This window comes from Natronococcus sp. JC468 (genome assembly GCF_012163165.1).
Classification (GTDB): domain Archaea; phylum Halobacteriota; class Halobacteria; order Halobacteriales; family Natrialbaceae; genus Natronococcus; species Natronococcus jeotgali.
In genome coordinates, this window is the sequence record NZ_JAAVUO010000009.1 from 1 (window position 1) to 12126 (window position 12126).

A 12126-nucleotide genomic window follows, 5' to 3' on the forward strand; every position below is an offset into this window, starting at 1 on the left:
GGGGCCGCCCGGGGGGGCGTGGCCGGCGTCCGCCCGGGCGGGGTGGGAGGGCGGCACCGCGATACAGACGACGTCGTAGGTCGCGTCGCCCCCGAGGGGAACGGCCTCGCCGCCGACGGCGTCCGCGGCGGCGGCGGCGGCCGCGGGATCGACGTCGGCGAAGGCGACGTCGGCGTCGACGGCCTCGCCGAACCACGTTCCCATGGCCCCCGCACCGACGATCAGTACGTCCATCGGGGAAACGTACCGGGCGGCCTCGCAAAAGGCGTTCGATCGCTCCCCTCTCGGCGCGAGGCTGCGAGTCGGGAACCATCGCGGCGTCCACCCATCGAGGCGTCCGACGACCGAGGGGTCCCGCCTCTCGAGTGCGGAGTCGTGGACGGCACTCGCCGACGTAAGTACCGTCTGCGACGGACGGCACGGGTCGTATCCTCGTCGAGGCGGTGCTGTCGGTATGGTCGATATCGGGAGTCCGTTCGGCGTTGACCTGGCGACGACGATCTTCGGCGCGGGAGTTTCGCTCGTGCTCTCGGCGGCCGCGATGACCTACGAGCACCGAATCGTCGGCTGGACGTCGGCGGAGATGATCGGCGTCGCCGGCGCTGCCCTCCTCGCGGTCGGGGCGCTGCTGGGTATCGTCCTCGCGGTCGCGGGACTACGGTAGCCGACGCCGATCCGGCTCACCGCGTTCGAGCCGTACGGTTCCCCGTCCCTTCTCGCCGCAGCAACTCGCGAGCGACGACGGTCGCTTCGGTCGTCTCGACGGTTCCGCTCTCGGGGTCGTAGTCGATCACGCCCGCATCCGCCATCTTCGGCAGGTGACGGTGATGCAGCACCACCTCGATTCGGGTTCGATCGGGACGCCGCCCGCCGATCTCGGCGCCGACGAGTTCCGAGACGAGCGCGGTGACCGTCGTCGCCGAACCCGTCCGGAGCGCTCGGAGGATCCGCCGTCGGTCCGGGTGCGAGAGCGCGTCGAAGACGCCGTCGATCGCGTCGACCGTACCGTGTATGGTGCACATCGTAACCCGGGTAGACCGTCGCTTCGCTTCCGACCTCGGGCGGTTACGACAAACAGTTTATGAGGGGGCGTGTCGCTCAGTCGAAGCGCGACGCGAGCAGGGCGGTCCGCAGGACCGTATCGGCGCCGCGTCGAACCCGCTCGGAGGCGGCCTGCTGGGAGATTCCCAGCTCACTGGCGATCGCACTGAGGTCGGTCCGCCGAGGAACCTCGAAGTAGCCGCGCCGGACGGCGAGGACGATCGCCTCCCGCTGGCCGGGGGTGAGTTCGAAGAGCCGTCCCGCTCGAGAGGCCTCCGCGAGGGGGTGAACCCGCCCGACGTGGATCGAAATCCCGTGTTCGGTACAGTACTCCGAGAACCGTCCCAGCAGGTCGTTCCCGGGAAATCGGACCCTGAACTGCCACCCCCCATCCGTCGTCATCGCCTCGAGGACGACGGCTTCCGTCTCGGCGAGTCCGCCCAGGAGGCCGTCCACGTCGCGAGTCCACACCGCGCGGTACAGCGCGGTGCCGTCGATCCGATCGATCTGGGTGATGCTCTCGATGCCCGGGTCCGCCGCGACGTGGCGCTCGAACGCCTCGAACCCCGTCCCGGTCGCCCAGAAGTACGGGACGACCTGCCCACCGACGGGGACGATCGCCTCGAGTTCGATCGCCATGTGTTCGACCGTCTCGAGCGCCGAGCCGAACACGAACTCCTCCGTTTCGACACTGAACTCCACGATAACGCTCATAGATAGTATTCGCGCGGAGCGAGCTTTACTCTACGTTCGCTCTCGTTTCGATCGTCGGCGGTTCGGCGCCCGTCGCGTCGGCAATCACCTATATGACGGCCCGGACCGATACTGTCACTGCAATATATGGTACTAGTTAGCGAGCTGCGTGAAATGTACGGGGACATGGTGACGGCGCGGTACTACGAGGAACGACTCCAGGAGGAGTATCTCGAGGGGAAACAGCCGGCGTTCGACATCTCGGCCGGCCCGATCCCCGGCGAGTTACACCTCGCGGCGGGCCAGGAGGCCGCCGCGGCGGGCGTCTGTCGGCACCTGCGCGAGTCGGACACCGTGACGGCACCACACCGCCCCCACCACGTCGCGATCGCGAAGGGCGTCGATCTGAAGCGGATGACCGCCGAGATCTTCGGCCGGGAGACCGGGCTGAGTAGCGGAAAGGGCGGGCACATGCATCTGTTCGATCCCGACGCGGGCTTTGCCTGCAGCGGCATCATCGCCCAGGGCTGTCCGCCCGCGGTCGGCGCGGGGCTCGCGGCCAAGAAGCGAAACGAGGACGGCGTGGCCGTCGCCTTCCTCGGCGAGGGGGCGATCAGTCAGGGGGCCTTCCTCGAGTCGCTGAACCTGGCCGCAGTACAGCGGTTACCCGTCGTCTTCGTGATCGAGGACAACGACTGGGCGATCAGCATGCCCAAGGGGCGGGTCACCGACGTCGCCGACGGCTCCCGGCGCGCGGCCGGGTTCGACATGCCCGGCGTCCGGGTCGACTACGACGACGCGACGGCCGTCTACGACGCCGCGAGGGAGGCCGTCGGTCGGGCGCGAGCCGGCAACGGCCCGACGCTGCTCGAGGTGCAGGTCCACCGCCGGATGGGCCACTTCATGGGCGACCCCGAGAGCTACCGCCCCGAGGAGGACGTGGCGGCCGCCGAGCAGCGGGATTCGATCGAACGGCTCGCCGAGGACCTGCGCGGGGCGGGCCTCGAAGAGGGCGACCTCGAGGCGATCCGCGAGGACGCCCGCGAGCGCGTCGACGAGGCCATCGAGTGGGCGAAAGAGCAACCCGAACCCGAGCCCGACGCAGCGTACGAGGACGTCTTCGTCAACCCACCGTCGGGCGTGACGACCGAGGAGCCGACCCACGAACTCGCTGGAGGTGACGACTGATGGCGCAGGAAAAGCGACGGCAGGCGATCGACCGGGAACTGACGATGAGCCGCGCGATGGTCGAGGCCATCGCCCACGAGATGCGCGCGGACGAGGAGGTCTTCTACATGGGCGAGGACGTCGCCGACTACGGCGGCATCTTCGACAGCACGGAGGGGCTGCTCGAGGAGTTCGGCCGCGACCGGGTGATGGACGTCCCGATCAGCGAGACGGCCTACCTCGGCGCGGCCGTCGGCGCCGCACAGGAGGGGATGCGCCCCGTCGCGGAGCTGATGTTCGTCGACTTCTTCGGCGTCACGATGGACCAGATCTACAATCAGATGGCCAAGAACACCTACATGAGCGGCGGGGCGGTCAACGTCCCGATGGTGCTGACGGCCGCGGTCGGGGGAACCTACAACGACGCCGCCCAGCACTCCCAGACGCTGTACGGCACCTTCGCCCACCTGCCGGGGATGAAGGTCGTCGTCCCCTCGACGGCCTACGACGCGAAGGGGCTGATGCACAACGCCATCCGCGACGACGACCCCGTCGTCTACCTGTTCCACAAACGGCTGATGGGGATCGGCTGGATGCCCGCCCCCGACGGCCCGAAGACGCCGGTTCCCGAGGAGGAGTACACCATCCCCTTCGGCAGCGCCGACGTCAAACGCGAGGGCGACGACGCCACCGTCGTCACGCTCGGCCTGCACGTCCACCGGGCGCTCGAGGCCGCCGACGCCCTCGCCGAGGACGGGATCGACGCCGAGGTGATCGACCTCCGAACCCTGGTACCGCTCGACACCGAGACGATTCGCGAGTCGGTCGCGAAGACGGGCCGACTGATCGTCGTCGACGAGGACTACCGCTCGTTCGGCGTTACTGGCGAGATCATCGCCAGCGTCGCCGAGGACGGACTGGCCGACCTCGAGGCCGTCGAGCGAGTCGCCGTCCCGGACGTCCCGCTTCCCTACGCCCGCCCGATGGAGAACGAGGTCGTTCCGGACAGCGACGATATCGAGAGCGCGGTTCGCTCCGCACGCGACGCATGAGCCGGGACGACGACCGCGTCGCCGTCGCCGCGAGCGACGCCTGGCCCGAGGACGTCGAGGAGGAGGAAGGCGTCGTCGTCAACTGGTTCGCCCGGGAGGGCCGACGCGTCGAGGACGGCGAGGCGATCTGCGAGATCCAGGTCGAGAAGGTAAGCGTCGACGTCCCCGCCCCCGCCGCGGGGGAGCTGGTCGCGATCGAACGCGACGAGGACGACGAGATCACGAGCGAGGACGTCCTCGCCTACATCGATCCCGACTGACCTGGGTCGGGATCCGCTGTATCACTCGTTGACCAGCAGCAGCTTCCCGACGAAGTCGCCGTCCTCGCCGAGGCGGTGGGCGTCGGCGACCTCGTCGAACCCGAACCGCTCGTCGATGTGCGGTTCGACCGCGCCGTCGTCGACCAGCGCCGCGATATCGGCGAGCTCCTCGCCGATCCGTTCCTGGCGCTCGCCGAGCAGTACCGGGAGGATCACCAGCACGACGCCGAGCTCGAGGGAGTTCATGTGCATCGGCGCGAGATCCAGCTCTCCGGCCGCGCTCGACTCGGTCGTGACGACGGTTCCGAACGGACGTACCGCCTCGAACGCCGTCTCGAGGTGGTCGTCGCCGATCGGGTCGAAGACGGTGTCGAAGCCGGCACCGCTGGCGTGCTCGGCGACGTACGACTCGACGTCGGTCTCGGTGTAGTCGACGGTCGCGTCAGCACCCAGCTCGGCCGCCAGCTCCAGCTTGGCGTCGCTCGAGCCCGTCGCGGTCACCTCCGCGCCGAACCACTTCGCGACTTGTACCCCGATGTGGCCGACGCCGCCGCTGGCCCCGTAGACCAGCACCTCCTCGCCGATGTCGACGCTCGTCTTGTCGGCGAGCATCTCCCACGCCGTGAGCGCGACGACGGGCAGGGCCGCGCTCTCCTCGAGCGAAATCGCCTCAGGCGCGCGGGCGAACGTCCCCGCGTGGCCGACGACGTACTCCGCGAGCGCGCCCTGGCGGCCCGCGCCGCCGGGCATCCCGTAGACCTCGTCGCCCGCCTCGAAGGCCTCGACGTCCTCGCCGACGGCGTCGACGACCCCCGAGACGTCACAGTGCAAGATTGCGGGCATCTCGGGACCGATATCGGCCAGGTCGCCCCGGCGGATCTTGTAGTCGACCGGGTTGAGGCTGGTCGCGGCGACCTCGACGCGGATCTCCTCGGGACCGGGGTCGGGAACCTCGACGGTCGTCTCCGCGAAGTTGTCGGGATCGCCGTACTCCTCGAGCGCGTAGGCGGTCATCTCGCTCATCGTGGCTCGACGGACGGGCTTCGGACCGGAGTATCCCGCGCTTGCGGAGGGACGTGCCGGAACGGGGCGTCGTGTCGGCCAGGAAAACATTCAACTCGATCCTCGCCGAACGGACGAGCAATGGCGCGAACTCCGCTCGACCCGTTCCGCGACGAGGACGGCGACTGGACCACCCCGTCGGGACGGGCGGGCGAGTTCCTCGCCCTGCTCGTCGGACTCCCCCTGTTCGCCTGGTTCGCGTCGAGCGATCTGGGCGGGCTCGCCCTCGGCGACGGCTGGCTCGCGCTCGTCGTCGGGGTCTGGGCCGGGTTCGCCTACGCGGCGTTCTTCCGGGAACGGCTGCTCGCGGCCGTCCCCGACTGGCTGGGCAGTTGGACGCTCGGCTCGCTGATCACGGGCGGGTTCGGACTCTCCGTCCTCGAGGTCGTCCACCTCGCCGAGCCGACCGTCCTGGTCGTCCTCGCGGCCGGAGCGACGGTGCTCGTCGTCTCGATGCTCAGGCTCGTCTCGCCGCTTCACGACGGGATGGAACCCCAGCGACGGGGCGTCGAACCGCCCGCATCGGCCGACCTCGAGCGTTAGATTCTGCGGACTGTCGCTATCGATACGCGGTTATCGGTCACGAGAGCGGACACGCAGCTCGTCGCCGTCGAACCGAATTCGGTAGCGATCAACGGCGAAGGAGACGGTGATCCGTTCTGACTGTTGGTCTCGGACGAGCGCATCGAGCGCTTCCGGATCGATGTAATCGTGTAAGGTCCAGTCGAGTTCGGTCGTATCGACGCCGATAACGGTTGCGAGAGCGGTGACTATGGCAATGCTCGGTGAGGTGGCCGACCAATCGTATCGTCTCTGGAAATGGATAGTGGTCGAATCGGACCCGCCCCCGTCGCCCGCGGGGATGCCTTCACTCATAGCCGACCTATGCTAACGATACTCATAAATGCACTGTGATTTTCCGAGTGAACGCCTCACGTTCATCCCCCTTGCGTTTCGTCGAGCCGCCACGTGAAGATCGCTCGGAGGACGACGACGAGGCTATTTCGATCGCCCGCGCCCCAGATTGCCGTTTCTTCGATCTCATCAGCGTCGCCGGAACCGTTCACGAGAGCGCTCACGAGTGCGGTCTCCTCGTCGGTGATCAACAGGCTCCCGGCGGGAGTATCTCCCCACTCCCACAAGGTTTCGAACAGTTCGGCTGACGGCACCGTTTCCTGAATTCGGTCTTGCACATCGTCCGAAATTCCCGCGAAATGGATGTCTACTCTGCGGTCATCGGCAGCCTGAAGGCGGTCGAGATGCTCGTCAGTGAGTAACTCATCGACGGTCATGTAGACGATTTGCTCGTCTGCGCCGGCGATGAACTCGTCGATACGAGACGCTACCGCCTCCCGTCCGGTCACCGTCCAGACGCCGAACTGTTCGCGTTGTGGCTCGGCCGGCCCGATCTTTTCCAGACACTCCGCAAGCTCGGTGATCGTGTTCTCGCGTCTCACGTTGAGCGTTCGGATGATCGTCTCCTCCGAGATCACCGTGAATTTTCGCGGCGTCGTGTGCTGAATGTCGATGAAGCCCAGTTCGTGGAGCCGATCGGTCGCCTCGTACACGCGAGTGCGCGGCACACCGTTGACGCGGGTAATATCCTGTGTCGTTCCTGTGCCGAGCCGAAGGAGGTTGAGTAGCGTCTGCGCCTCGTACTGGGACAATCCGAGACCTTGTAACCGGTCGAGAGCCTCAGCTTCGGCCTGCTCTTCGTCAAACGATACCATGTGAGGGATACGACACGGGCTCGAATAAATCCCACTCGAGACGGCTACCAGTACGGTCAGGGTCAGTCGAGACAGATAGAAAACCGTCCGACCACCCTACTGCGGAACTACCACGCTTCCTCGAGCACGCTCTCGATCTCCTCGACGGTCGGGTCCAGGCCCGGCGGGGCGTTCGCCATGAAGCCGTCGGCGAGGATCGCCTCCGCGACGTCGCCGAACTCGTCGTCCGCGACGGGCTCGAGGTCTCGCAGGCGGAACGGAAGGCCGAGTTCGTCGCGCAGCTCCGCGACCCGATCGACGACCGCGGCGCCGTGGTCGGCGGCCTCGCCGACGCCCAGCGCGTCCGCGAGCAGCCCGGCCCGCGCGTCGACGCCTTCCTGTTCGAAGAGGTAGCGCAGGACGTGGGGGACGACGACCGCGTGGGCGACCCCCTGCTGGAGGTCGTAGGCGTCCCGCAGCCCGTGGCCGAAGGCGTGGACGACCGACAGCGTCGTCCCGTCGGGACGGGAGATCCCGTACTGGACGAGGAGTAGACCCTCGAGCAGGGTTTCGTAGACCGCGAGGTCGCGATCGCCCCGCCCGAACGCCTCGAGCCCGTCCTCGAGCTTCTCGAGGCCGTGTCGGGCCGTCGCGTCGGTCACGGGCGTCGCGTTGGCGGCGTAGATCGTCTCGAGGCCCTTGTCGAAACCGTTCATCGCCGATCCCGCGAGGATCGAGTCGGGCGTCGTCGCGACCAGCTCGGGGTCGTAGAACGCCGCGGTCGGCATCAGCCCGGGGTCGGAGATTCCGCCCCCGAGTTCCTCGTCGACCAGCCCCGAGTCGGGCGCGGCGGTGATCCCGGCGCCCGTCGAGAGGGCGGCGCCGGCCAGCGTGGTCGGAACGGCGACGATCGGGACCGGGTCGTCGGGAACGTCGATCGTGCCCGTCTGGGCGAACTCCTCGGCGATCCGATCCCGCGAGCGGTCGCTCGCCGCGAGGGCGCTTACCGCCTTCGCGACGTCGAGGCTGCTCCCGCCGCCGAGGGCGACGACGGCGTCGGCATCGGCGTCCTCGAAGCGATCTAGCCCGTCGAACGCCGTTCCGAGCCGTTTGTCGGGGGTCGTCTCGTCGAAGACGCCCGCCAGCCGATCGCCCAGTCCCTCGCGGACGGGGTCGATCACCTCGGGCGTGCTCCCGACCGTGGCGCCACAGACCACGAGCGCTCGCTCGAGGCCCAGTCGCTCGAGTTCGTCCTCGAGGGCGTCGGCACAGCCCGCGCCGAACCTGATCGTCGCCGGGTGGTACTCGAATCGGAAGGAAGCCTCGCGCGGCGTCGGATCGTTCGCGGTCATGACTCCCCGTAGGGAGCGGGCGTAGTAAAAACCGACAGCGGCGTCAGCCGGGGGACGAGGTCAGTCGCTCGCGTCGACGGTGGGCCCGTCGAACGGCGGGAGCTGGGCCTCGATCCGCTCGCGCTCGTCCTCGAGGCGCTCGGGAAGGACGAGTTCGGACCCCAGCTCCGTGGGATCCTCGTCGACGGCGAACCCGGGGCCCGTCGTCGCCATCTCGAAGAGGACGCCGCCGGGCTCGCGGACATAGATCGAGCGGAAGTACTTGCGGTCGATCACCTCGGTCGGCGAGAGCCCGTGGTCGGCGAAGGCCTCGCGCCACCGTTGCTGTTCCTCGACGTCCGCGGCCGCGAAGGCGACGTGGTGGACCGTCCCGACGCCCATCTGACCGCGTCCGAGGTCGGTCTCGACGAGGTCGACGATCGAGCCCGGACCGCCCGCCGCGGCCCGGTAGCGCCGTCGGCCGTCCGCCTCGTCCTCGAGTTCGTAGCCCAGCACGTCGGTCAACACGGCCGCGGTCGCGTCGAACGAGCCGATCGCGAGGGTCACGGCGTGAAAACCCTGCAGCTGGTGTTCAGCGGAAACCGGACCCTCGGTCCAGGGGGTCGCGTTCGAGGCACCGCCTGCGGTGTTACCGCTCGCGTTATCCGAGGTCCGTTGGGCCTCGCTCGCGGCAACAAGCTCGAGACCGATCCCGTCGGGATCCTCGAATCGGAGCACCGTCTCGCCGAACCGGTCCTCGCGGTCGACCGCGACGTCCCGCGACTCGAGGCGGTCGCGCCAGTAGTCGACCGACCCCGGCGGGATCCGGTAGGCGATCGTCTGCGGCTGTCCCGCGCCGAACTGCCCGGGACGGCCCTCGTCGGTCCACGGGAAGAAGGTGACGTTCGTCCCGGGCGTCCCCTCCCCGTCGCCGAAGTAGAGGTGGTAGGTTCCGGGATCGTCGTGGTTGACGGTCCGCTTGACGAGGCGTAGTCCGAGCGTGCCCACGTAGAAGTCGGCGTTTCGCTGCGGGTCGCCGGCGATCGCGGTCACGTGGTGGAGGCCGGGCGTCTCGAGTGCCATACCGGGGGGAGGCGCTCGAGCCTTGAGACGTTTCCCTCACGGCGGTGTTACGAGGTGACGCCGGCGTTATCGGGAGTGCAGTCGCGAAAAAGGCCGTCCCGGACGGACGGCGTCTCACTCGATCTCGAGTCGGGTCACGAGCGCCACCTCGTTGGTGATGGCGTCCATCAGCGGCGAGGTCGCCTCGACGCGCTCGCGCAGCTCCTCGAGTTGTTCCTCCGTGGCGTCCGCCTCGATGCGGGTCGTGCAGGCGATCGACTCGTAGCCGGGACGGACGTCCTCGTCGAGCCCGAGGAAGCCCCGCAGGTCCACGTCGCCCTCCATCTCGAAGCGGAGGGCGTCCAGTTCGATTCCCATGGCCGCGGCGTTCGCCGCGTAGCCGACGGCCAGACACGAGCCGAGCGCGCCGAGCAGCGTCTCGACGGCGTTGGGGGCCGTTCGCTCGCCCAGGATCTCCTCCGGTTCGTCCCCTTGAAGCGTGAACTCCCGCGTGTGGACGGTTTCTCCCGCCTGGTCGAACTCGTCGATGGTCGTCGTCGCCCGCAGCGCGTCCTCCCACTCGGTTTCCGCCCGAAACGTGAACGCCCCGACGGCGGCGTCCTCGTCGATCGCCTCGATAGCACCCTCGAGGGCGGAGACGTCGACGCCGTTAACTGTCGTTTCCTCTCTCGTGGCCATCGCTGACTCACCGACGAAGCCTTCGACGGCCGCGACGATAAGCTAGCTAGGTACTCTCTAGCAGATAGTCAGTTCGGCCGCGGTCTCGTGGGCGTCCCGGGTCGCCGGGAAGACGACCGTCCGATCGCGACCCCGGAACACGCGATCGATCCCCGAGTCCCGACCGCGCCGAAATCCTTATATCCCGCATTGGTGTGTGAAGTATTATCATATATGCACGGATGCTCGGATCAAGCGCTGTTAGCCACGCTTGCCGAGCGGGGGCCGGCCGAGATGGCGTCGCTGGCCGACGAGTTCGAGACCCACCCCGTGACGATCACCGAACGGTGTTACGAACTCCAGTCGGCGGGTCACGTCCGGCAGATCTCGAGCGGCGTCTACGTGATCACCGACGACGGCAGGGCCTACCTCGAGGGGCTCTCGGAGTGAGCGACGATCACGGGGCTCGCTCGTGCTCGATCGTCGTCGCGTAGATTCCGGCGAGGACGACGAGCCCGCCCGCGACCGTGATCGCGTCGGGCACCTCGGCGAGCAGGACGAGCGCGAGCAGCGTCGCGCCGACGGGCTCGCCCAGCCAGGTGACGCTGACGACGACGGACTCGAGGTGTTTCAGCGCCCAGTTGACGACCGTGTGACCGAAGACTCCGGGGCCGATCGCCATCCCGAGAAAGAGCAGCCACTCCCGCGGGGGGTAGGCGAGGTAGGCGTGGCCCTGCGCGCCGACGAGCGCGAACAGCGACAGCGTACAGGCCGCGTAGACCACGGTCACGTAGGGAAACAGCGAGACGCGCTGGCGGATCGACCGCCCCGCGAGAACGTAGCCCGCGACGGTGACAGCCCCGAGGACCGCGAGGGCGTTGCCGTAGGCCGTCGCGCCCGCGATCGGCGCCTCGCCGGCGTCGCCCAGCGACATCGCGGTCGCCCCGAGCAGGGCGACGACGATGCCGACGCCCGTCCCGTGGTCGACGCGTTCACCCAGAACCAGGGCCGCGCCGAGGGCGACGAAGATCGGCTGGGTCTGGACCAGCGTGACGCTGGCGGCGACGCTCGTGTGGTCCAGGCTCTCGAACCAGGCCGCGAAGTGGATCGCGAGCGCGACCCCGGCGACGACGGCGAGTCCCAGGTCGCGCCCCGAGAGGCGGGTGAACTCCTCGCGGTGCCGCGCCAGGGCGATCGGCGCGACGATCACCGTCGTGAACAGCACTCGGTAGAACGCGGCGACCGAACTCGGCGCGCCGCTCCAGCGGACCAGAATCGCGCTCGTGCTGGCGGCGAAGATCGCGAACGCGAGCGCGCCGAGCGGCGTCACCTCGAGGTCGGCGGCGTTCACGTCGGATCGCAAGACACGACGCGACTAAACAGCTTCCGGTGACCGGACGGTCGCTCTGGACTCTCAGTCCCGGGGGAACCGTCCCGGTCGGTAGTGGGCAGCGACCTCGGCGTCGATCTCCTCGAAACCGATGATGTCGTCCTCGGTCAGCTCCTCGGCGTCCCACTCCTCGAGGTAGGCGAGGGCGTCGTCCTCGTCGGCGAACGGGCGGGGATTCAGCCCCATCACGTCGTTGTCGTCGGCGCCGCTCTCGTCGGTGACGATCACGAAGTGGGCCTCGAGGGCGTCGATCAGCTCGCCGGTCTCGTAGTCGACCGTCCAGGCGCCGACGATCTCCGAGTCGACCGGAACATCGGCGAGGTAGGCGGTCATACACCCCGACGAGCAAAAGATCGCCCGCTCCTCGGTCTCGTGGGCGAGCTGGCTGTACCAGTCGGAGTAGTCCGTCGGTCCCATGCCACAGACGGCGCAGTGCTGGCCGTGGCTGAACTCGATCGGTTCGTCCCCCGGCTCCTCGAGGTGCGGGGCGTTCGGGTGTTCGTCGTCCTCGCTCTCGCTCTCGTCGCCGTCGTCCTCCCCGCCCCCGTCGCCGATGCAGCCGGCGAAACCGACGCAGGCTCCCGCGCCGATCGCGCCCAGCACGCGGCGTCTGGCGATCGGTCCACGGTCGTGTGCACTCATTCGTATCGTCCCTACCGTCGCCGTGATCAAAACGGACGT

16 protein-coding genes and 1 pseudogene are annotated in these 12126 nt (G+C 68.4%); 6 read left to right on the plus strand and 11 right to left on the minus strand.

All coding sequences use genetic code 11. The annotated features are described in order from the left end of the window. Window positions 1-234: pseudogene (locus tag GWG54_RS07305) on the minus strand (prephenate dehydrogenase); the annotation flags it as partial. A gap of 220 nt (window positions 235-454) precedes the next feature. On the opposite strand from GWG54_RS07305, the gene GWG54_RS07310 reads away from it, so the two are divergent. After that, a complete protein-coding gene (locus tag GWG54_RS07310; protein ID WP_167937152.1) occupies window positions 455-664 on the plus strand; it encodes a hypothetical protein in 210 nt (69 codons plus the stop codon). Window positions 665-680: 16 nt separating this feature from the next. On the opposite strand, the gene GWG54_RS07315 is transcribed toward GWG54_RS07310, so the two are convergent. Continuing rightward, a complete protein-coding gene (locus tag GWG54_RS07315; RefSeq protein ID WP_167937153.1) occupies window positions 681-1022 on the minus strand; it encodes a helix-turn-helix domain-containing protein in 342 nt (113 codons plus the stop codon). A 76-nt stretch (window positions 1023-1098) separates the two neighbouring features. After that, a complete protein-coding gene (locus GWG54_RS07320) occupies window positions 1099-1755 on the minus strand; it encodes a helix-turn-helix domain-containing protein (RefSeq protein ID WP_167937154.1) in 657 nt (218 codons plus the stop codon). Window positions 1756-1908: 153 nt separating this feature from the next. Between GWG54_RS07320 and GWG54_RS07325 the strand changes: the two genes are divergently transcribed. The 3 genes from GWG54_RS07325 to GWG54_RS07335 are packed head-to-tail and all read left to right on the plus strand — an operon-like array spanning window position 1909 to window position 4213. Then, complete coding sequence (locus GWG54_RS07325; RefSeq protein WP_167937155.1) at window positions 1909-2922, plus strand: thiamine pyrophosphate-dependent dehydrogenase E1 component subunit alpha; 1014 nt, start codon at window positions 1909-1911, stop codon at window positions 2920-2922. Beyond that, entirely contained in the window at window positions 2922-3953 is a 1032-nt protein-coding gene (locus GWG54_RS07330) for an alpha-ketoacid dehydrogenase subunit beta (protein ID WP_167937156.1), read from the plus strand. Before GWG54_RS07325 ends, GWG54_RS07330 begins: the two co-directional genes overlap by 1 nt. Then, complete coding sequence (locus GWG54_RS07335; protein ID WP_167937157.1) at window positions 3950-4213, plus strand: biotin/lipoyl-containing protein; 264 nt, start codon at window positions 3950-3952, stop codon at window positions 4211-4213. The genes GWG54_RS07330 and GWG54_RS07335 overlap by 4 nt, the downstream gene beginning before the upstream one ends. Window positions 4214-4234: 21 nt before the next feature. Here GWG54_RS07335 and GWG54_RS07340 read toward each other — a convergent pair whose 3' ends face one another. Further along, entirely contained in the window at window positions 4235-5236 is a 1002-nt protein-coding gene (locus GWG54_RS07340; RefSeq protein WP_167937158.1) for a zinc-binding dehydrogenase, read from the minus strand. Window positions 5237-5356: 120 nt separating this feature from the next. Between GWG54_RS07340 and GWG54_RS07345 the strand changes: the two genes are divergently transcribed. After that, window positions 5357-5818, plus strand: coding sequence for a hypothetical protein (locus GWG54_RS07345; RefSeq protein WP_167937159.1), 462 nt, complete (start codon window positions 5357-5359; stop codon window positions 5816-5818). 30 nt (window positions 5819-5848) lie between these two features. On the opposite strand, the gene GWG54_RS07350 is transcribed toward GWG54_RS07345, so the two are convergent. The 5 genes from GWG54_RS07350 to GWG54_RS07370 all read right to left on the minus strand — a co-directional run bounded on the left by GWG54_RS07350 (window position 5849) and on the right by GWG54_RS07370 (window position 10076). Next, a complete protein-coding gene (locus GWG54_RS07350) occupies window positions 5849-6151 on the minus strand; it encodes a HalOD1 output domain-containing protein (protein ID WP_167937160.1) in 303 nt (100 codons plus the stop codon). A gap of 62 nt (window positions 6152-6213) precedes the next feature. Further along, on the minus strand, window positions 6214-7005 hold the full coding sequence (locus tag GWG54_RS07355) for a TrmB family transcriptional regulator (protein WP_167937161.1): 792 nt from the start codon (window positions 7003-7005) through the stop codon (window positions 6214-6216). Between the two features lie 107 nt (window positions 7006-7112). Next, window positions 7113-8336, minus strand: coding sequence for an iron-containing alcohol dehydrogenase family protein (locus GWG54_RS07360; RefSeq protein WP_167937162.1), 1224 nt, complete (start codon window positions 8334-8336; stop codon window positions 7113-7115). 60 nt (window positions 8337-8396) lie between these two features. Continuing rightward, on the minus strand, window positions 8397-9398 hold the full coding sequence (locus tag GWG54_RS07365; protein WP_167937163.1) for a ring-cleaving dioxygenase: 1002 nt from the start codon (window positions 9396-9398) through the stop codon (window positions 8397-8399). A gap of 114 nt (window positions 9399-9512) precedes the next feature. Continuing rightward, complete coding sequence (locus GWG54_RS07370) at window positions 9513-10076, minus strand: OsmC family protein (protein ID WP_167937164.1); 564 nt, start codon at window positions 10074-10076, stop codon at window positions 9513-9515. A gap of 213 nt (window positions 10077-10289) precedes the next feature. Between GWG54_RS07370 and GWG54_RS07375 the strand changes: the two genes are divergently transcribed. Then, the gene (locus GWG54_RS07375) at window positions 10290-10505 is read left to right on the plus strand and encodes a hypothetical protein (protein WP_167937165.1); all 216 of its coding nucleotides are present in this window, start codon (window positions 10290-10292) and stop codon (window positions 10503-10505) included. Between the two features lie 7 nt (window positions 10506-10512). Here the strand turns inward: GWG54_RS07375 and GWG54_RS07380 are convergent, their stop codons facing one another. Together GWG54_RS07380 and GWG54_RS07385 are read right to left on the minus strand one after the other, a co-directional pair. Continuing rightward, entirely contained in the window at window positions 10513-11406 is an 894-nt protein-coding gene (locus tag GWG54_RS07380) for a DMT family transporter (protein WP_167937166.1), read from the minus strand. 63 nt (window positions 11407-11469) lie between these two features. Continuing rightward, window positions 11470-12087 (minus strand): nitrous oxide reductase accessory protein NosL, encoded by a 618-nt coding sequence (locus GWG54_RS07385; protein ID WP_167937167.1) that lies wholly within the window; start codon window positions 12085-12087, stop codon window positions 11470-11472. Between the last annotated feature and the right edge of the window lie 39 nt (window positions 12088-12126).